At 69.2% G+C, this 19,531-nt stretch carries 20 protein-coding genes; 7 read left to right on the top strand and 13 right to left on the bottom strand.

The window, feature by feature from the left end; all coding sequences use genetic code 11:
• Nucleotides 1-6: 6 nt before the first annotated feature.
• Nucleotides 7-840 (top strand): formate dehydrogenase accessory sulfurtransferase FdhD, encoded by an 834-nt coding sequence (fdhD, locus tag ACZ3HV_RS02540; protein WP_465680141.1) that lies wholly within the window; start codon nt 7-9, stop codon nt 838-840.
• Here the strand turns inward: fdhD and ACZ3HV_RS02535 are convergent.
• Both ACZ3HV_RS02535 and ACZ3HV_RS02530 read right to left on the bottom strand, forming a co-directional pair.
• Complete coding sequence (locus ACZ3HV_RS02535; protein WP_465680140.1) at nt 824-3,520, bottom strand: AAA family ATPase; 2,697 nt, start codon at nt 3,518-3,520, stop codon at nt 824-826. The two genes, fdhD and ACZ3HV_RS02535, sit on opposite strands and share 17 nt — an antisense overlap.
• Nucleotides 3,521-3,581: 61 nt before the next feature.
• Complete coding sequence (locus ACZ3HV_RS02530; protein WP_465680138.1) at nt 3,582-4,709, bottom strand: metallophosphoesterase family protein; 1,128 nt, start codon at nt 4,707-4,709, stop codon at nt 3,582-3,584.
• Between the two features lie 162 nt (nt 4,710-4,871).
• Here ACZ3HV_RS02530 and ACZ3HV_RS02525 point away from each other — a divergent pair, with 162 nt between their 5' ends.
• Nucleotides 4,872-5,417 (top strand): GNAT family N-acetyltransferase, encoded by a 546-nt coding sequence (locus ACZ3HV_RS02525; protein ID WP_465680136.1) that lies wholly within the window; start codon nt 4,872-4,874, stop codon nt 5,415-5,417.
• Nucleotides 5,410-5,907 carry a phosphatase domain-containing protein gene (locus ACZ3HV_RS02520; RefSeq protein WP_465680134.1) on the top strand — a complete coding sequence of 166 codons (498 nt, stop codon included), beginning with the start codon at nt 5,410-5,412 and terminating at the stop codon, nt 5,905-5,907. The genes ACZ3HV_RS02525 and ACZ3HV_RS02520 overlap by 8 nt, the downstream gene beginning before the upstream one ends.
• Nucleotides 5,908-5,917: 10 nt before the next feature.
• Here the strand turns inward: ACZ3HV_RS02520 and ACZ3HV_RS02515 are convergent, their stop codons facing one another.
• The 6 genes from ACZ3HV_RS02515 to ACZ3HV_RS02490 form a co-directional block, all read right to left on the bottom strand.
• Nucleotides 5,918-7,591 carry an ABC transporter substrate-binding protein gene (locus tag ACZ3HV_RS02515; RefSeq protein ID WP_465680132.1) on the bottom strand — a complete coding sequence of 558 codons (1,674 nt, stop codon included), beginning with the start codon at nt 7,589-7,591 and terminating at the stop codon, nt 5,918-5,920.
• A complete protein-coding gene (locus ACZ3HV_RS02510) occupies nt 7,588-8,574 on the bottom strand; it encodes an ABC transporter ATP-binding protein (RefSeq protein ID WP_465680130.1) in 987 nt (328 codons plus the stop codon). The genes ACZ3HV_RS02515 and ACZ3HV_RS02510 overlap by 4 nt, the downstream gene beginning before the upstream one ends.
• Nucleotides 8,567-9,562, bottom strand: coding sequence for an ABC transporter ATP-binding protein (locus ACZ3HV_RS02505; protein WP_465680128.1), 996 nt, complete (start codon nt 9,560-9,562; stop codon nt 8,567-8,569). Before ACZ3HV_RS02505 ends, ACZ3HV_RS02510 begins: the two co-directional genes overlap by 8 nt.
• Nucleotides 9,555-10,553: an ABC transporter permease gene (locus ACZ3HV_RS02500; protein ID WP_465680126.1), complete on the bottom strand. Its 999-nt coding sequence runs from the start codon at nt 10,551-10,553 to the stop codon at nt 9,555-9,557. The genes ACZ3HV_RS02505 and ACZ3HV_RS02500 overlap by 8 nt, the downstream gene beginning before the upstream one ends.
• Nucleotide 10,554: 1 nt before the next feature.
• A complete protein-coding gene (locus ACZ3HV_RS02495) occupies nt 10,555-11,484 on the bottom strand; it encodes an ABC transporter permease (RefSeq protein ID WP_465680124.1) in 930 nt (309 codons plus the stop codon).
• Nucleotides 11,485-11,607: 123 nt separating this feature from the next.
• Nucleotides 11,608-12,099, bottom strand: a complete 492-nt coding sequence (locus ACZ3HV_RS02490) for a GNAT family N-acetyltransferase (RefSeq protein ID WP_465680122.1) — start codon at nt 12,097-12,099, stop codon at nt 11,608-11,610.
• A gap of 41 nt (nt 12,100-12,140) precedes the next feature.
• Between ACZ3HV_RS02490 and ACZ3HV_RS02485 the strand changes: the two genes are divergently transcribed.
• Complete coding sequence (locus ACZ3HV_RS02485; protein WP_465680120.1) at nt 12,141-12,482, top strand: alpha/beta fold hydrolase; 342 nt, start codon at nt 12,141-12,143, stop codon at nt 12,480-12,482.
• Nucleotides 12,482-13,183, top strand: a complete 702-nt coding sequence (locus ACZ3HV_RS02480; RefSeq protein ID WP_465680118.1) for a nucleotidyltransferase domain-containing protein — start codon at nt 12,482-12,484, stop codon at nt 13,181-13,183. Before ACZ3HV_RS02485 ends, ACZ3HV_RS02480 begins: the two co-directional genes overlap by 1 nt.
• Here ACZ3HV_RS02480 and ACZ3HV_RS02475 read toward each other — a convergent pair.
• From ACZ3HV_RS02475 to ACZ3HV_RS02465, 3 genes are read right to left on the bottom strand one after another with little or no spacing between them, the layout of a single operon-like run.
• A complete protein-coding gene (locus ACZ3HV_RS02475; RefSeq protein ID WP_465680116.1) occupies nt 13,180-13,824 on the bottom strand; it encodes a hypothetical protein in 645 nt (214 codons plus the stop codon). The genes ACZ3HV_RS02480 and ACZ3HV_RS02475 overlap by 4 nt on opposite strands.
• A gap of 49 nt (nt 13,825-13,873) precedes the next feature.
• Nucleotides 13,874-14,530 carry a hypothetical protein gene (locus tag ACZ3HV_RS02470; protein ID WP_465680114.1) on the bottom strand — a complete coding sequence of 219 codons (657 nt, stop codon included), beginning with the start codon at nt 14,528-14,530 and terminating at the stop codon, nt 13,874-13,876.
• Nucleotides 14,527-15,036 (bottom strand): RNA polymerase sigma factor, encoded by a 510-nt coding sequence (locus tag ACZ3HV_RS02465; protein WP_465680112.1) that lies wholly within the window; start codon nt 15,034-15,036, stop codon nt 14,527-14,529. The genes ACZ3HV_RS02470 and ACZ3HV_RS02465 overlap by 4 nt, the downstream gene beginning before the upstream one ends.
• A gap of 113 nt (nt 15,037-15,149) precedes the next feature.
• On the opposite strand from ACZ3HV_RS02465, the gene ACZ3HV_RS02460 reads away from it, so the two are divergent.
• The gene (locus tag ACZ3HV_RS02460) at nt 15,150-16,661 is read left to right on the top strand and encodes a TldD/PmbA family protein (protein ID WP_465680110.1); all 1,512 of its coding nucleotides are present in this window, start codon (nt 15,150-15,152) and stop codon (nt 16,659-16,661) included.
• Nucleotides 16,658-18,067 carry a metallopeptidase TldD-related protein gene (locus ACZ3HV_RS02455; protein ID WP_465680108.1) on the top strand — a complete coding sequence of 470 codons (1,410 nt, stop codon included), beginning with the start codon at nt 16,658-16,660 and terminating at the stop codon, nt 18,065-18,067. The genes ACZ3HV_RS02460 and ACZ3HV_RS02455 overlap by 4 nt, the downstream gene beginning before the upstream one ends.
• Nucleotides 18,068-18,136: 69 nt before the next feature.
• On the opposite strand, the gene ACZ3HV_RS02450 is transcribed toward ACZ3HV_RS02455, so the two are convergent.
• Together ACZ3HV_RS02450 and ACZ3HV_RS02445 are read right to left on the bottom strand one after the other, a co-directional pair.
• Nucleotides 18,137-18,556: a DUF805 domain-containing protein gene (locus ACZ3HV_RS02450; protein WP_465680106.1), complete on the bottom strand. Its 420-nt coding sequence runs from the start codon at nt 18,554-18,556 to the stop codon at nt 18,137-18,139.
• 171 nt (nt 18,557-18,727) lie between these two features.
• On the bottom strand, nt 18,728-19,390 hold the full coding sequence (locus ACZ3HV_RS02445; protein WP_360375863.1) for a class I SAM-dependent methyltransferase: 663 nt from the start codon (nt 19,388-19,390) through the stop codon (nt 18,728-18,730).
• Nucleotides 19,391-19,531 lie beyond the last annotated feature (141 nt).

Raw genomic sequence — 19,531 nt, 5'->3', positions numbered from 1 at the left:
GGAGGTATGACTAAAGGTCCGACCGCCAGGTTCAAGGTCGAGGTGCTGGACGGTGACCGGACGTCGCGACGGGAGGACGTCGTCGTCACCGAGGAGCCGCTGGAGCTCCGGCTGGAGTGGCCGGGCCGGCCGCCCGAGCCGCTCGTGGTGACGATGCGGACGCCGGGGTCCGACTTCGAGCTGGCCGCCGGGTTCTGCCTCGGCGAGGGGTTCGCGGTCCGGCCGGACGCGATCCGGACGGTCGCCTACTGCACCGACGTGAAGCTGACGCAGGAGCAGCAGTTCAACACCGTCACGGTCACGTTCGACGGACCGCCCGACCGCGAACCACCCCAGCGGTACGGCGTCACGTCCGCGGCCTGCGGTGTCTGCGGCCAGCAAAGCCTCGACGAGCTGGCCGAGCGCGACTACGACCCGGTCGACCCCGTCGAGGTATCGGTCGACGTCGTACGCCGCCTACCGGACCTACTCCGCGAAGCCCAGCCGACGTTCACCCGAACCGGCGGCCTGCACGCGGCCGGCCTGTTCACCGCCGACGGCCGAAAGGTGGTCGTCAAGGAAGACGTCGGGCGCCACAACGCCGTCGACAAGGTCGTCGGCTGGACCGTCCTCAACCACCACACCCGCCGAGGCCTGGTCCTCGCTGTCAGCGGCCGAGCCGGCTACGAGATCATCCAGAAAGCCGTAGCAGCAGGCATCGGCATGATCGTCGCCGTCGGCGCGCCCTCCAGCCTCGCCGTAGACCTCGCTCGCCGCTTCAACATCACCCTCGCCGGCTTCACCCGAGGCAACCGCTGCGTCATCTACAGCGCCCCGGAGCGCATCATCCGTCCAGCTTGATGAAGGTTGCTCTGGGGACGTACTCGTAGCGGTCCGGCATGCAGGTCAGGATGATGATCTGGCCGTGGTCCCCGGCGCGGCCGAGGAGGGCGCCCATGTCGCGGAGGCGGGCCTTGTCGGACCAGCCGAGGGCGTCGTCGAAGATCACCGGGACGCTGCCCTCGCCGGTGCTGACCAGGTGGCTGATCGCGAGCCGGGTGATGATCGCGAGCTGCTCCTGGGCACCCGTCGACAACGCCTCGACGGGCAGTCGCACGCCGTCCAGCTCGCGCTCGGCGACGGCCAGATCGTCGTCCAGCCAGATCCGGAACGACGGCCCGTACACACTCCGCCCGAGGGACTCGATCCGGCTCTGCAGCGGCTCGGAGTACTTCGTCTGTGCCTCGGCCCGGTGCCGGCTCAGAGTCTCGTGCACCCGCCGAGCTGCTTCCGCGCGACGCCGCAGACCGTCGTGCTCCGCGCGTACGGCGTCCAGCTCGACGTCGGCCACATCGCGCCGGGTCGCCAAGCCGTCGCGCCCGGACTGCTCGAGCCGGCCCTCGGTCGTTCGCAACGCGTCGCGCAGCGTGTCCCGCTCACCCTGCAGCCGCGTCGCGACCGCCAGCGCATCGGCCAGCTCGCCCGCAACCTGATCGGCACCGGCTGCGTCCGCCTGCTCCTGGACGCCGGTCAGCTCCTCCAGCACCGCCTCGACATCGGCGGTTGCCTCCACCTCGGCCGCAGCCACCGCTTCGTCGTCGAGAACGGTCCGAGCCGCGTCCAACGCCTCGACCGCAGCGGCCAACCGCTCCCCCGCGAGCTCCGACCGTGCCCGTGCCTGCTGCGCCTCGGACCGGTCCTCGTCCGCCGCCTTCCGCGCCTGCTGTGCCGCGAACTCCGCGTCCGCCAGCAACCGCTCGGCCTCCGCCAGCCCGTCCCGCGCGTCCTCCAGCGCCCGCTGCGCACCGGCCAGATCGTCGGGCTCCGCAGCCGGCACCTCGAAGTCGTCGAACAAGGTGTCATGCGGCGACTCGAACTCCCCGAACAGCGACATCTGCCCGGGCACGCCCTCGACCGCGGGTTGCTTCCCGGCGGTTTCATCGGATTCGTCGTCGTCACCGAGCCGCGCGGTCAGGACAGCGATCCGCTCCCCCGGATCGCCACCGGCCGTCAGCGACCGCTCGGTCCGGCGGGCCTCGTGCAACTCGGCCGACGCGGTGTCGGCCTTCCGCAGCAACTCGCGCGCGGCCGCGACATCCTTGACGCCGGCCTTCTTCAGCAGGTCCTTCTCACGCCGGACGGCGTCGTCCACCCGCGACCGCAGCGTCGCCGCCTCGCCACCGGCGCGGACGGTCACCTCGAGCTGCCCGGGCACGCCGATCACGAGCTCACCGGCGACCAGCACCTCGGTCGACTCGTCGAAGCCCAGCTCGGAAGGCACCTCGCCGTCCAGCCCGGTCCCCGACAACTCGACCGGCTCCGCGCCAAGCCGTCGTACCGACACCTCCGGCACGCCGGCGGCGAGCGCCGCGCGGGCCTCGACGACCGCCGCGCGGGCGTCTTCCAGCGCGGCGACGAGCGCGTCGTCGACCTTGATCCGGTCCAGGATCGTGCCGGCCGCCGCGATCCGCACCCGGACGTCGACCAACTCGGCCTGCTGCCCGAGCAGCCGGTCGAGCTCGGCACGATCCATCAGCTCGGAGACCCGGCGCTCCGCGTCCTGCACATCGGTACGCCGAAGGTCCTTGAGCTCGACCACCTCCGCCAGCGCCGCCTCGGCCGCCTGCACCATCTCGACCGCGGTCTTGGCGACCAGCTCGGCATCGGTACGGCGTTCGGCCAGCTCGGCCTCGGTCTTCGTGAACCGCTCGGCCTCGTCGAGCAGGCGCTCCCGCTCGACCCGGGTCCGGGTGTGGTTCTCCAACCGGGCGCGTGCGGTCTCGGCGCGGCTCCGGACCGAGTCGCGGCGGAGCAGGATCTCGTCGGTCGCCTTCTTGCGTTCCCGCAGTCCCTCGACCGAGGTGAGGTGATCGGTCAGCCGGCTGGTGACGTCCTCGAGGTCCAAGGTCAGTCGCTCGGCGCGCCGGATGTCCTGCTGGACCTCCTCCATCGCCTTCAGCGCCTGGGCCGAAGTGAGCTCGGCAGTGGCGACGGCCTTCTCGGACTTCGCGAAGTCACCCGTCGCCCGGCCACCACGGGTCCAGTACCGCAGGTACTCGTGCTCGACCGCGGACACCAGCGGCATCGACGCACCGTCGACCGGCGTCCCCGACTCGGCCGTCACCGCGGTGATCAGCGGCTCGGCATCGGCCGGCGTTGGCAGCACCAACGACTGACCCTGGCTGACCATCAGGGTCTGCCACAGCACCGGGTCGACGTTCTCGTGGAAGAGCCGCTCGGCCTCGTTGTGCGCCTCGCGGCCGGTCCACAACCGGCGGCGGCCGTCGGGCTCGACCACGGCAAGCTCGGTGGAGCGGTTCTTCAGCCAGCGCTTGGTGTAGGTGAGCTCGCGGCCGCCCAGCGTCAGCTCGACGGTCACCTCCGGACCGACGTCCTGGCCGACCGGCTGGATGTCGCGGATCCGGGTCGACTTCGAGTCGTCGGGCAGGTCGAAGATCAGCCCGAACGCCTCGACCAGACTTGACTTTCCGACCTCGTTGTCGCCGACCACCACGGTGGTCCCCAGCGCCGGAAGCCGCACGGTACGGTCCTTGACGCCGCGAAAATGACGAAGCGCCAAACAGTGCAGTCTCAACGGAGCCTCATCCCGCGTCCCGCGCCAGTCTGTGCATCAACGACAGCGCGGCGCCCGCGCCCTCGTCGCCACCGGCCAGCGCCTGGCGCAACTCCTCCATCGCGGCCCGGGCCGGACCGCTCAGCTGCAACGCGTCCAGATCCGCGGCGTCCGGTGCCGGCCGTACGGTCCAGAACTTCGCCCAGCGCTCGACACTCGCGAACACCTCGCCCTGCGCGTCGATCATCGCGTCGAGCCGACTCAGCAGCGGAAGCGGCAGCGAACCATCGCCGGCCAGCCGGACGTAGGTCCGCTCCTTCTCCGGCAGCTCGGCGAACCAGTCCTCGAGCGCCTTCAGCGACTCCTCGTCGAACAGCTCGACCCGATGGTCGACCATGTGCCACGCGCCGACGCGCACCGGCTCGACAAGGATGCCGTCGCCGATCGTCACCTTGAGCACGTTGCCCGGCGCGTCCTCCTCGGGCGACGTGACCTCCTGCGTCCCGGAGAACCAGATCCGATCGGTCACGCGGGTGGTCGAGTGCCGGTCGCCGAGACCGACGTACTGCAGCCGGCCGTCCGCGACCGCCGCCTCCAGCGCGACCTGATCGATCGTCGGTACGTCGGACATCCCGCCGGACAGGCTGGTCAGCTGGCCGTGCGCCAGCAGGATCCTCGTCGTCCCCGGATCGGCCGGTGTCAACTCGGCGTACCCAGGGGCGGCCGGGTCGGACATCGGCCGGCGGGAGCGCCAGGGCGCGCCGACGATCTCCACCCCCGGCACGATCTCGACCGGCTTGCTCTCGGTCAGAACGGTCACGTGCGACGGTGCGTGCGCCTGCCACTGGCTCGAGGTCCACAGCGAACCGGGCTCGAGCGCGTCGTGGTTGCCGGGCAGCAGGACGACCGGAACCGGGATCCGCTTGAGCGCTTCACAGGCCCGCAGGATCGTCTGCCGCTCGACCTGGTTGTGCTCGAACACGTCCCCGGTGACGACCACGAACGCCGCTCCGGTGGCCGTCGCGACCTCGCCGATCCGCGCGACAGCGTCCAGCCGGCCCTGCCCCCACCGGGCCTGGCCGTCCGGCCCCAGGAACCGGCGAAGCATCCCCAGCTGCCAGTCCGAGCTGTGCAGAAACGTGATCGAGTCGTCCATTGCGGTGAGAACGCTAACCTGCCCCGCCGACAACCGCCGAACCAACACACCCACCACCCCCACACCGCCCACACTCCGGACACCACTTTGGGCACGGGTCAACCATTTCTCCGCGGCCGAAATGGTTGGTGGGTGCCCAAGGTCAGCTGGCAGGATCGGCGAGTGGAGACGGAGCGTTTGAGGTTGCGGCGGTTCACCGCGGCGGACGTCGACTTGCTGACCGGGCTCGACTCAGACCTCGAGGTGATGCGGTTCCTGACTGGGCAGCCGACCCCGCGCGAGGAGATCGAGAACGTCGTACTGCCGGCGATCCTCAAGGTGTACGCCGAGCATCCGCAGCTGGGGACGTTCGCGGCTCACCAGAAATCCGATGGCGCCTTCATCGGATGGTTCGGCCTGCAGCCGACCACGGACGCCACGACCGTGGGCGTCGGGTACCGGCTGAACCGGACCGCCTGGGGCAAGGGGTACGCGACCGAGGGAACACGAGCCCTGATCGACAAGGCGTTCACCGAGCTCGGGATGGAGCGGGTCGTCGCCGACACGATGGCGGTCAACCACCGGTCCCGCGCGGTGATGCGGCGGTCGGGGTTGCGGTTCGTCCGGATCTACCACGAGCACTTCGACGACCCGCTGCCCGGGACCGCGTTCGGCGAGGTCGAGTACGCCATCGAGCGGCGGACCTGGGAAGCTGGACGTCGTGCCTGACGATCGACGCCCGTACGCCGTACTCGACATCGACGCGACCCTGTCCGACACCAGCAAGCGGATCCACTTCCTGGCGAAGCGCCCGAAGGACTGGGACTCGTTCTTCGCGCACGCGAAGGAGGACGCGGTCCTGGACGAAGGGCTCGCGGTCGCGACGACGCTGGCGGCCGACCACGAGGTCGTCTACCTGACCGGCCGGCCCGAGCGGCTCCGCCGGGACACGGTGAAGTGGCTGAAGGACAACGGCTTCCCGGACGGCACGATCTACATGCGCGGCAACACCGACCGCCGACCGTCGGTGCTGATGAAGCTCGGCCGGCTGAAACGCCTGGCCGAGGACCGCTCGATCGCCGTCCTGGTCGACGACGATGTGAAGGTGTGCGCGGCCGCGGAGAAGGCCGGCTACACAGTGATGAGGGCCGACTGGGGACTCGATGCCGAGACCCAGCCGACCCTCTTCGACGCTCAGGAATCCGAAGGCCGGACCTGAGGCCGTACTGCTACTTGCTCAGGCCGACGATCAGCACGTTCGGGTACGGCGGGTACGGCGGCAGGTAGAAGTTCTGCACCTTCGAGCCGTGCAGGAACGCGTTGCGCGCGTAGATCAGCGGAACGACCGGCGCGTCGGACATGATCTGCTTGTCCACCGCGCCCCACATCTTGGCCGCCTTGGTCCGGTCCGACTCGGCCGTGGCCGCGGCGATCTGGGAGTCCACCAAGGCGCTGGAGTAGCGCGAGATGTTGTACCCGCCGTTGCCGATCTCCGACGACGCGAACAGCGGCTGGATGTTGCCGAGCGCACTCGGGTAGTCCGGAAGCCAGGTCGACACGGTCAGGTCGAAGTCGGGCTTGTTCCCGGTGATCAGGTCGGTCAGCGGCTCGGTGTCCAGCGGCTTGATGGTGACCGTGATCCCGGCCCGCTTCAGCCCCTGCTGGATCGCCTGAGCCACGCCGAGACCGGTCGTGTTGTCGGCGGCCAGCACCAGGTTGAGGTTGCTGATACCCCCGGACGCGAGTATCTGCTTGGCCTTCTCCGGATCACCCGTCGGCGGCGCCGGATACATATCGTACTTGTCGTAGCCGTCGATCCCCGGCGTGATCAGGGTCGTCGCGATCTCACCGCCGTACTCCGGTCCGCCCTCGGCGACCTGGACAGCCTGCTTGTCGACGGCCAACTCGATCGCTTTGCGCACTGCTTGGTTCACCAGCGCCGGGCGCTTGGTATTTATCGCCAGGTACTGCAGCGCACCGGACGGCGACGTGGCGACGCGGGCCTTGACCGCCGGGTTGCCGGTGACGGTCGGGATCAGCGCGGCCGGCACGGAGGTGCCAGTGGAGGCGGCGAACTTGTCGTCGCCGGTGTCCGCGATCAGCCGCTGGTTGACCACGTCGGGCTGCAGGCCCATGTCGGTGACGATCGAGTCGGGCAGGCCGGTCCTGGCCTGGTCGGTCGACTTGTCCCAGTTCGGGTTGCGGACCAGCACGAGCTTCGAGCCGGGCGTGTACGACTCCACCTGGTACGGGCCGCTGGCGACCGGCTTCTCACCGTAGTGCGCCGGGTCGGTGTCGGCCTTCTTCGGCACCGGCGAGAAGGCCGGCATGCTGACGATCCACGGCCAGTCGCCGAACGGCTTGTTCAGCTTGAAGACGATCGTGGTGTCGTCCGGGGTCTCGACCGAGGCCAGCTCGCCGCCCTTGTACGGACCGGTGTACTTGTCGCCGCCGACCAGCAGCGACTTGTGGTAGCCGAGGCCGCCGGACAGCTCCGGCGCGAACGACCGCTCGATGCCGTACTTGATGTCGGCGGCAACGATCGTCGACCCGTCGGCGTACTTCAGGCCCGGCTTCAGCTTGTAGGTCCAGGTCTTGCCGCCGTCGCTGACCTGTCCGGTGTCGGTGGCCAGGTCGGGGACCAACTCGGCCGCCTTGCCCGGCTCGGTCTTCCACGACGTCAGGCCGCGCAGCACCAGGTGGATCGAGCTGGTGCCCAGGTTCTGGCTCTTGGCCGGGTCGAGGCTGATCTCCTTGCTCGTGCTGAGCACGTGGAAGGTGCCGCCCTGCTCCGCGGCCGCGGTGCTGCCACCGCCAGCGGTGGACTTGTCGTTGGCGTTGCAGGCGGCCGCCGCCAGCACCAACGCGGCCGCGACCGCGACCGCTCGGGTTAGGTGTTTCATTGGTTCCTCTCAGAGGTGGGGGGCTCAGGGAAGTAGCAGGCGGCCTGGTGCTCGGTCGATCCCTGGACGGGCTCGAGCACCGGTCGTTGGGTGGCGCACACGTCCTCGGCCTTGTAACACCGGGTCCGGAACGGGCATCCCGACGGCGGTGCGATCGGGGTGGGCACATCGCCGGTCAGGACGATCCGATCGCGGACGACGCCCGGCTCGGGCACCGGGACCGCAGACAGGAGGGCCTTCGTGTAGGGATGGGCCGGCGCCGAGTACACCTGGTCGGCCGGACCCTCCTCGACGATCGTGCCGAGATACATCACGGCCAGCCGGTTCGCCACCTGCCGTACGACGGCCAGGTCGTGAGCGACCAGCACGTACGACAGGCCGAGCTCGTCGCGCAGGTCGGCGAGCAGGTTCAGTACCTGCGCCTGGACGGACACGTCGAGCGCGGACACCGGCTCGTCGCAGACCAGCAGCTCGGGCTTCACCGACAGCGCCCGCGCGATCCCGATCCGCTGCCGCTGTCCGCCGGAGAACTCGTGCGGGTAGCGCTCCAGGTGCTGCTCGGCGAGACCGACCTGTTCGAGCAACCCGACGAGCTGGGCCCGGGTCGGCTTGATCCCTTGCGCGCGGAACGGCGTACTCAGGATGGTGCCGACCGACTGGCGCGGGTTCAGCGACGCCTGCGGGTCCTGGAAGACCATCTGGATCTTCCGCCGGACCGGCCGGAGCCGGCGGCCGCGCAGCCTGGTGACGTCCGTGCCGCCGATCTCGACCCTGCCCTGGGTCGGGTCCAGGAGCCGGGTCGCGACCCGGGCCAGCGTGGACTTGCCCGAGCCGGACTCGCCGACCAGGCCGACCGTCTCGCCCTTGCGGACGACGAAGTTCACGCCGTCGACCGCGCGGACCGCCTGCGTCTCGCGCCACGGCGCACCCCGGAGGCCGAAGTACTTCTTGACGTTCTTGAGGCGGAGCAGCTCATCAGGCATCCGACGGCCTCCGACCCAGATGGCAGGCGGCCTCGTGGTCGCCCTCGCCCGGGCGCGGCGTGAGCTCCGGCCGCTCGGTGATGCAGCGCTCGCCGACCTGGGCGGCGTACGCGCACCGCGGCTGGAACGGGCAGCCGGTGGTGATCGAGCCCGGAGACGGCGGACTGCCGGGGATCGTGGTCAGCCGCGGCTTCGGCGGTACGTCGACCCGCGGCATGGCACCGAGCAGACCCAGGCTGTACGGATGGGCCGCCCGGTAGAACAGGTCACGGACCGTGCCACGCTCGGCCGCGCGCCCGGCGTACATCACCAGGACGTCGTCGGCGACCTCCGCAACCACTCCGAGGTCGTGCGAGATGAGGACGAGCGCCGTACCGAACTCCGCCTGGACGTCGGCGAGCAAACGCATGATCTGTGCCTGCACGGTCACGTCGAGTGCGGTCGTCGGCTCGTCCGCGATCAGCACTCTGGGGTCGTTCACCAGAGCCATAGCAATCACGACCCGCTGCCGCATTCCCCCGGAGAACTCGTGCGGGTAGCTGTCCACCCGGCGGGCCGCATCCGGGATGCCGACCTTGTCCAGCATCTCGACCGCCCGCCGGCGGGCGGTCTTCTTCGAGACGTCGTGGTGCAGCCGATACGCCTCGGCGACCTGCCAGCCGACGCTGTAGTACGGATTCAGGGCTGACAGCGCGTCCTGGAAGACGAGCGCGATGTCGTTGCCGCGGACCTTGCGCAGCTCGTCGTTCGGCAGGCCGATCAGCTCGCGGCCGTCGAGCAGCACCTCGCCGCTGACGTCGGCGTTCGAGGGCAGGATGCCCATCACGGCGGCCGAGCTGACGCTCTTCCCCGAGCCGGACTCCCCGACGATCGCGAGCGTCTCACCCGGCGCGACCGAGAAGTCGATGCCGTCGACGGCCGGGACGAGGCCGCCCTCGGTCGAGAACGTGACGTGCAGGTCGTGCACCTCCAGCACCGGCTCAGCCATGGCTCACCCTCGGGTCGAGCACACCGTGCACCACGTCCACCACCAGATTCGCCAGGATGATCAGGAAGGCCGAGAACAGCGTCACGCCGACGACCACGGCCACGTCCAGCTGACCGACCGCGCTGATCAGCAACTCCCCCAGACCCTGCATGCTGAACACCTTCTCGGTGATGATCGCGCCACCGAGCAGAGCTCCGAGGTCCAGGCCGAAGAGCGTGATGATCGGCACCATGACGCCGCGCAACCCGTGCGTCACCACCACGCGCGACTCGCCGGCGCCCTTCGCCCGAGCGGTGGTGATGTGGTCGAGGTTCAGCTCCTCGAGCATCTGCGCACGGGTCAGCCGGATGTACGCCGCCGCCTGCACCACCGCGAGCACGAGCCACGGCGTGATCAGGTGCCAGGCCCAGTCGACCGGGCTCTCGGTCAGCGGCACGTAGCCGTTCACCGGGACCATGTTCAGCCAGAACCCGAAGACCAGGATCGCCAGCAGGCCGAGCAGGAACGTCGGGGTCGACACCCCGATCAGCGCGACCCCGATGGCCAGCCGGTCGAGCAGCCGGCCACGGTTGAGCGCGGCGATCACGCCGAGCGACACCCCGAAGAGCAGCCAGAGTACGGCGGCGCCGATGGCGATCGACGCGGTGACCGGCAGCCGGTCGAGGATCAGCGTGGTGACCGGGCGGGCCAGCGGGAACGAGTAGCCGAAGCACGGTGCGTTGCAGTGCACGGCCGCCGCACCGTCACCGAACGTGCGGCCGGCGAAGATGCCTTTGAGGAAGTTCAGGTACTGCTGCAGCGTGGTCTGATCCAGTTGCATGAAGTGCCGCGCCTGCTCGAGGCGGTCCGGCGTACAGGGCTTGCCGCAGGCCAGGTGCGCCGGGTCGGCGGGGATCGCGTAGAAGACCAGGTAGACGGCGAGGCTCAGCGCGAGCATCACCAGCAGGGCCGAGAACAGGCGGCGGATCACGAACCAGACGAGGTCGGGCATCTCAGCTCGTCCTCCGCAACCGGACGTCGAACGCGTCGCGGACCCCGTCGCCGAGCAGCGTGAAGCCGAGGACGGCGAGGAACAGCATGGCGCCGGGGAAGACCAGGAACCACGGATCGGCGCCGGTGTAGACCCAGGCGATCGAGTCGGAGATGGACCGGCCGAGGCTGGGTGTCGGCGGTGGTACGCCGACGCCGAGGAAGGACAGCGCGGCCTCCGCCCCGATGTAGCCCGGGATGGCCAGCGTGGCGACGACGAGGACCGGGCCGAGCAGGTTCGGCAGCAGTTCGCGGGTGATCACGTGCCAGCCGGACGAGCCGACGCTCCGGGCCGCCTCGACGAACTCGCGGGCGACCAGGGACTTCGCCTGGTTGCGGATCAGCCGGGCCAGGCCGGCCCAGCCGAACACGCTGAGTACCAGGATCAGCAGCAGCCAGCGCGGGAAGCGGGCCGGGATGATGATGCCCAGGGCAATCATGAAGACGAGCTGCGGGAAGCCGAAGAGGAAGTCGAGCAGCCGGGACACGATCGCGTCGTACCAGCCGCCGAGGTAGGCCGCGCTGATGCCGACCAGGGTGCCGACGACGGTCGTGATCAGGGTGACCACGATCGCGATGAACAGCGACGTACGGAGGCCGAGCACCGTGATCGAGAACAGGTCCCGGCCGGTCAGCGGCTCGACGCCGAACCAGTGGTCGCTGCTCACCCCGCCGAGGGCGCCTCTCGGGGCGTTTCCGCGGGCGGGATCGAGCAGGTCGATGTGGTACGTGTACGCGTCCTGCCCGGCCAGCTTGACCAGCAGCGGCGCCGCGGCCGCGATCAGGATCAACCCGGCGACGATGATGACGCCGACGCGGGCACTGCGATCCCGCCGGACCCGGCGCAACGCCTGCCGGGTCGGCGAAACGGTCACGGCGACCGAGGAACTCACAAGTACTCCAGACAGGGGTTCGATTCACGCAGCCGACAAACGCTAGGCCGCATCCTCCCACCACGCCGAACTCGTCTCGAATCCCGAGAATCCCAACTCGGTAACTCGAGATTCGGGTAGGGATCACAGGCGCAACTGATAGCGGCTCATCCAGATCATGGGTCCGTCCTGCTCCCGCCGCCCCACCGGTACGTCGCCGTGGTGCTGGAACCCCCGGTCTTCGTAGTAGGACCTGAGTCGCCGGTTCGAGCGCGCACAGTCGAGTCGCACGAACTCACGCTCCTGCTCACGCGTCGCGCCGACGGCCCAATCCAGCAGCCAGGCACCCCTTCCGGCCGCGGACCGCCGTACCGCCAGCCGATGCACGTAGCCGGCCGTCCCTTCGGCATCGGCCCACAACGGATCGTCCCAGTCCAGCGTGATCGTTCCCACGACGGCACCGTCGACCCGAGCCAGCCAGGTCTCGCCACGCTCGACCGCGGGAGCGACCATCCCCGGCCGGAACCGCGGTGGCCACTGGTCGTCGACTCCGACCTTCTTCAGCCAGCCCGCCGCTTCGTCCAGCACGCCGAGCACCTCTTCGAGTTCGGCCAACGACGCGATGTCGAGTTGCATCCCGATGTTCTATCGCAGTCGCACTGAGTACGCTCCGCTCCGTGGACAGCGAGGTGCAGGTCGGCGAGCGGGTGGTGCGGTACTCCGTCTACGGGTCGGTGGGAGGCCTGTCGGCGATGTCGTTCGGCGGATCGCCGAGCACACGATGGAAACAGCCGGAGGCCGTCGGGGCGATCGAGAAGTCCGGCCTGTGGATGGTGATGCCGGACCGCCCCGGGTGCGGCGGCTCGACGCGACAACCGGGGCGCAGCGTGGCCTCCGTGGTCGCGGACGCCGAGGCGCTGGCGGACTCGCTCGGGTGGGAGCGGTTCGCGGTCACCGGCGGCCACATCCAGCCGGTAAATGCCTATCGCGACCTGCTGGGCTGGTTGAAACTGTCCTGATGGAGCCGAAAGACGTCGCGCTGCGACTGGTGACCGAGCAGTTCCCCGCTGCCCGAGCAGCGTGGCTCGGCGGGAGTGTGGTGCGCGGCAACGCCTCTCCGACGTCCGACCTGGACATCACAGTGCTGCTCGACGGCCCACCGGCCCCGATGCGGAAGTCCTTGGAGTACGGCGGCTGGCCGGTCGAGCTGTTCGTCCACACCGAAAAGTCGCTGGCCCACTTCAGCGGCAAGGACCAGGACCGTCGTCAGCCGACCATGATGCGGCTCGTCGGCGAGTCCGTCGTACTCCTGGACACCGACGGTTCCGGAGCGCGGTTGCAGGCGGCGTGCTTGGCGGAGGTGGCGGCCGGACCCAAGCCCTTGACCTCCACCGAGCTTGACCTCCTCCGCTACACCATCACCAACCTCCTGGACGACCTGTCCGACTCCACAGGCGACGAACGCACCGCCATCGCTTCGATCCTCTGGCAAGACGCCGCCCGACTGTTGCTGACCGGCGCCGGCCACTGGTCCGGCACCGGCAAGGGCCTGCTGCGCGAGGTGGTGGCCTACGACAAGGCACACGGGACCGACCACGCCCGGGCCCTGATGCACGGCGTCGGAACCGACGACAACACCCTGGCCGAGGCCGTAGACCGCATCCTCGCCGCGTACGGCGGCAGACTCTTCGACGGCTTCGAGCTGGCGGCCGACGTCTAAGGCTCTACGTCCACCAGGTCCCAGCGGCGTTTGGGGATCAGGCGGATGGCGAGGACCGCCGCTGCCGCGCCGATGAGGAAGCCAGGGATGGTCCAGCGCCAGCCGGTGAAGAAGCCGGTTGAGTCGATCTCAGCCTGCGCCGGGAGCGGCGCCTGCGTGGGCTCGGTGAGCGGGGAGGGAACGGAGTCGATGGTGGTGGGGCCGCCGTCGAAAGTCTGCCCGTTCAGGAGCTTGAGTGAGCGGATGAACTCTACGAGGGCGCTGGGGTTCGTGGCGGTGTGCCACGTCGGCTTCTCGGGCATGGTGCCGGTCGTCAGCGACTCGGTGGTCGCGATCCAGGGGCCGCCGGGTGCCTCCGGGTAGATGACGTCGATCCGCCAGACCGACATGTCATGGATCAGCCAGGTGGCACGGACGAACTGACCGACGTCGTGCGGTCCGTTGCCGTCATCCGCGCGGCCGCCGGCCACCTCGGTCAGCTGCTGCAGGTCGCTGTACGCGCGATCCTCGTAGCCGAAGGCGAGCACCTGCGGCGGTGCGCTGAGCAGGACGCTGGTCGGACCGCCCGCGTGCGCGGGAGTGGTGCCGAGGGCGGCGACGGCGAACAGGGCGGCGAGCAGTGTGAGCGTACGGCGGACCATGGTGGCTCTCCCTGAAGACGAGGACTCACCCCGGATACACCGCGACCGGCTAGAAGGTTCCGCGTGCCAACTCGACCGCCCGGGTCTTGTCGGCCACCTCCAGCCGGAAGGTGACCCCTCCACGCACCCAGACGAGCGTAGGCCCGGCAATCCGGACCACTCGCTGATCAGCCAGCACCAGCTCGTGCGGTGTCTTGAACCAGAAGGCGTCGAGGTCCGGCACGAACTCCAGGCTCTCGTAGTACTTCTTGAAGTACAGCGGCGACACCTCCGCCTGGAACTGCTCCAGCCGGACACCGTCCCAGCTCATCGCCACGAAACCCTTCGACGCCTCGACACCGGTTGGTGCACCGAGATCCCTCGGCAGAGCGGGCCGGAACCCAGCAGTCCGCTCGGCTTGCTCCAGCGACAGGCGCCCCTGGACTTCAGGCACCGGCGGCGCGGTGCTCGGACCAGTACCGACCGGCTGGGCCTCCACTCCCCCGATGCGCAGCCACTCAGCCACAGTCGCGCGTACAGGTGGTGTCAGAGCCAGACCGGCGAGCAGCACCAGGAAGCCGGCCAGGAACGCACGCCACCTGTCCCGCAGCCTCCGCCGGATGGGCAGATCCGCGACCCGCGTCAGCACTGCGGCGGTCAGTTCCTCATCGACCGGAGGTACGACGGCAGAACGTCCAAGGACTCGCAGTTCGTCGTCCAAGTTCATCGCTGCACCTCCTTGTCGGGTAGAGCGTCCCGTAGCCGGCCCAGTGCACGATGCAGCCGGGACTTGACCGTCCCACGTGGCCAACCGAGCACAACGGCCGTCTCCTGCTCGTCCAGGTCCAAGAGGTAGCGACAGGTCACGACGAGCCGCATGGGATCCGGCAGCGCCCGTACGGCCGTCAGAAGCTCGGTCCGCCGTTCCAGCGACACCGCGTGCTCGGCTGGATCCAGTACGACGTCCAGCGGCGCGGCCAGCTCCTCACGACGGGACCTGCGACCGCGCGACCGTACGACGTTCCGGGTCTCGTTGGCGACGATCCGCAGGAACCACGGCCGGAACGCGGAACCCGAGCGGAAGCCCCCGAGTGCTCGGTAGGCCTTCACGAACGCCTCCTGGACCACATCGTCCGCATCCGCACCGGCGCCGAGGAACACCGCCGTACGCTTCGCCACCTGGGCGTGCAGCAGCACCAGCTCGCCGTACGCGGCCGACTCACCAGCACGCACCCGAGCCAGGATCTCCGCCTCATCACCCTGGCTGATCTAGGCCCCCTGTCTACTTCCGGACACTGTGAGTACACCGCCAATCATCGCCAGGTTCCCGTGTATAGGGTCGGGTTGTGCCTGATATCGACGCAGCGTTTCTCGCTCTGCCCCGTCATGCCCTGGCCGAGGCCGCCTTGCAGCGTGCCCGCGACCTGGGCGCCACCTACGCGGAGTTCCGGCTGGAGCGGATCCGGTCCGAGTCCATCGCCCTGCGCGACAGCGTGCTGGAGAGCGCCACGGACGACGAGGATCTCGGCCTGGCGGTGCGTGTCATCCACGACGGCACCTGGGGTTTCGCCGCCGGCGTCGCGCTCACCGAGGACGAGGCGGTCCAGGTCGCCGAGCAGGCGGTGAACATGGCGCAGGTGTCCCGGCCGATCAACGCCGAGCCGATCGAGCTCGCCGACGAGCCGGTGTACGACGACGTCAGCTGGGTGTCGTCGTACGAGATCGACCCGTTCAGCGTGCCGCGGGCGGAGAAGGTTGCGCTGCTCACCGACTACAGCGACCGGCTGCTGAAGGCCGAGGGCGTCGCGCATGTGAGCGTCCGCGTCGCCACGGTCCACGAGTGCAAGTTCTACGCGAACTCCGAAGGTACGTCGTACACGCAGCAGCGGGTCCGGATCGGTCCGGACCTGACCGCCCATGCGGTGCAGGCCGACCGGTTCGACTCGATGTCGACGTGCGCGCCGCCGGCCGGCCGCGGCTGGGAGTACATGACCGGCACCGGCTGGAACTGGGACGAGGAGCTCGCACAGCTCCCCGGCTGGCTGGCCGAGAAGATGGCCGCGCCGGGCGTCGAGCCGGGCGCGTACGACCTGGTGATCGACCCGACCAACCTCTGGCTCACGATCCACGAGTCGATCGGCCACGCCACCGAACTGGACCGCGCCCTCGGCTACGAGGCGAACTACGCCGGCACCAGCTTCGCCACCACGGACAAGCTCGGCACCCTGAAGTACGGCTCACCGGTCATGCACGTCACCGGCGACCGCACCGCCGAGAACGGCCTGTCGACCGTCGGGTACGACGACGAGGGTGTCGCCGGGCAGCAGTGGGACCTGGTCAAGGACGGCGTACTGGTCGGCTACCAGGTCGACCGCCGGATGGCGAGGGTGAACGAGGACCTGCTCGGTACGCCGCGCTCCAACGGCTGCGCGTACGCCGACTCGTCCGGTCACATCCCCATCCAGCGAATGGCCAACGTGTCGTTGCAGCCCGCCGCGGACGGCCCGTCCACCGACGAGCTGATCAGCCGGGTCAAGAACGGGATCTACATCGTCGGCGACAAGTCCTGGTCGATCGACATGCAGCGGTACAACTTCCAGTTCACCGGACAGCGGTTCTACAAGATCACCGACGGCAAACTCGACGGTCAACTGCGCGACGTTGCCTACCAGGCCACCACCACGGACTTCTGGGGCTCGATGGAGGCGGTCGGCGGCCCGCAGACGTACGTCCTCGGCGGCGCGCTGAACTGCGGCAAGGCCCAGCCCGCGCAGTCCGGTGCCGTCAGCCACGGCTGCCCGTCCGCCCTGTTCCGCAGCGTCCGCATTCTCAACACCACGCAGGAGGCCGGCCGGTGACGACCGCCATTCAGCTCACCCCGCAGGACACCATCGAACGGGGGCTCGCCCTGGCGGCGGCCGGCGGCGCCGACGGCTGCGTCGTCATCGTCGCGGAGACCTCCAGTGCCAACCTGCGCTGGGCGAACAACACGCTCACCACCAACGGCGCGATGCGCGGCTCGAGCGTGACCGTGATCGCCACGGTCGGAGCCGGCGAGGGTACGGCGGCCGGAGTGGTCGGCCGCTCGTCGGTCACCGACGATTCACTGCGCGAGGTCGTGTCCGCCGCGATCGCGACCGCCCGCGGGTCCAGCCCGGCCGAGGACGCCCGACCGCTCGTCGACGGCAGCGTCGGCGCGGACTGGGACGCCGAGCCGGACGAGACGTCGGTCAGCGTCTACTCGTCGTTCGCTCCGGCGCTCGGCGAGACGTTGCAGAAGGCTACGAAGGAGAGCCGCTGGCTGTACGGCTTCGCCGACCACGAGGTCATCACGCTGTACGTCGGCTCGTCCACCGGACTGCGGCTGCGCCAGGCGCTCCCCCGCGGCCACGTCACCGCGACCGGCAAGTCCGGTGACCTGAGTCAATCGGCCTGGGTCGGCGCGGCCACCCGCGACTTCAGCGACATCGACGCGCTCGCACTCGACAGCGAGCTCACCCGGCGCCTCGGCTGGGCTTCGCGGACCGTCTCGGTCGATCCGGGCCGGCACGCGACGGTGCTGCCACCGGCGGCCGTCGCGGACGTGATGACGTACCTGTACTGGTACCTCGACGGGCGGGAGGCTTTCGAGGGGCGGACGGTGTTCTCGAAGGCGGGAGGCGGCACCCGGATCGGTGACGCGCTGTCGTCGCAGCCGGTGAACCTGCTGTCCGACCCGCAGCTGCCGGGGCTCGAGACGTTCCCGTTCGCGGTGGCCCGATCGTCCGGTGGATCGTCGAGCGTGTTCGACAACGGACTCACGCTGACCGCGACGGATTGGATCCGTGGCGGCAAGCTCGAGAACCTGATGACCAGCCGGCACACGGCGTCGCTGATCGGCGCGCAGGCCGCGACCCCGGCCGTCGACAACTACGTGCTGTCGGTCGACGGCGCGACCGGATCGACCGACGACCTCGTCGCCGGGCTCGAGCACGGCCTGCTGCTCACCTGCCTGTGGTACATCCGGATGGTCGATCCGCAGACGCTGCTGCTCACCGGCTTGACTCGCGACGGCGTCTACCTGGTCGAGAACGGCGAGGTGACCGGTGCCGTGAACAACTTCCGCTTCAACGAGAGCCCGGTCGACCTGCTCGCCCGGTTCACCGCCGCCGGCGCCACGGTCCCGTCGTTCTCGAGGGAGTGGGGCGACGACTTCTCCCGCACCGCGACGCCGCCGCTGCTCGTGCCCGACTTCAACATGTCCAGCGTCAGCCAGGCCAGCTGAACTTCTGCCGGACAACGGAACACCCCGCGAACCCTCGGTGGGTTCGCGGGGCGTTCTGCGTGTCTGGGATCAGACGGTGGGGTAGCCCGGCTCGGCCGGACCGGCACCCGGCTGGCCGAAGCGCTCGGCCGCCTTCGGGTCCGGACCGTACTGGTTGTCGCCGGCGGTGCCCTCCTGGGCCGCCAGCACGATGAACCAGATCCAGCCGATGCAGGGAACCAGGTTGATCAGGATCCACCAGCCGCTGCGGTTCGTGTCGTGCATACGGCGGATGGCCACACCGATCGACGGCAGCAGCACGGCCAGGCTGTAGATCGTCGAGAGGACGCCACTGCTCCCGTTGGCGTAGTCCGTGCCGATGATCCTGTCCAGGATGCTCAGGATGATGGACACGATCACGTTGAAGAGTACGAACATCCAGTACTCTTTCCGCCGGGCTCGGCCACTGAACACGGCGTACTTCTTGAGAACGTCGATGTACCACTGCATTACTGTTTCTCCGATGGTCGAAGGTGAGACGCGGACAGAGCCTGTCGGAACCGGTCGGGGTTCGTCAATGCAACTTTTCGCTTTGGTGACCACACCGCAATCTCCCGCGCCGGAACCAGAGCCAACTTCACCTCTTCGGAATCCGGCAGCGTCGGGATGCTAGAGCCGGCTTCAGCTTTCCGGCTTGGTCAACGTGACCCGCCACATCCGCCGTTGGCCCTCGTCGTACGGCGTTGCCTGGTCGAAGGTCCACTGATCGGCGAGCTCGGTCACCAGTTGCTCGTCGAAGAACCGGCCGACGAAACCGTCGTGCATGCACAGACCGTTGTCGAGCTGCTGCCAATGACTCGAGCACGGGTCCTCCGCCGACCACACGGCGTACACGAAAAGCCCGCCAGGGCAGAGGACGCGGTGGATCTCCGCGACCAGGGAGCGCAGCTCGGTGCGGGAGAACGCCATGTTGAGCAGGAGATTCGCGAACACGGCGTTGACCGTGGCATCGGCCGGCGGCAACGGATCGCGGACATCGTGCAGCGCGGCGGTGACGCGGTCGTCGAGGCCTTCACGCTGTGCTTCCAGCCGCAGCTGGTCGAGCGCCGACTCGCTGAAGTCGGTGGCATGCACGCTGAATCCCTGTCTGGCCAGGAAGAGCGCGTCGCGGCCATGCCCGGCGCCGAGCTCCAGCACATCATCGATGCCTGCGGCACCGAATGCCTCGGCCGCCCATCGCGCCGCGGCCGACGGCTCCGATCCGTGCAGTTGCGGATGCTGTGCGTACGCGGTCTGCCAGCGTTCCTGCTGAGCTCTCGCAAGCTCGACGTGTCCAGTCTTCATGTTGCTCCCCGTGTTCGTCACGCCAATCTGGACGACCGGCAGACCGCAGCAGCCTACGACAGATTTGAGTAGACGTACTCACGCGGTTCTCCGTTCCCGTCGAGATAGTGAAGTGAGCCTAGGAGGACTCGATGCCTACCG

It is taken from the genome of Kribbella sp. NPDC020701 (assembly GCF_055562215.1).
This window is presented reverse-complemented; position numbering and strand designations above follow the sequence as displayed.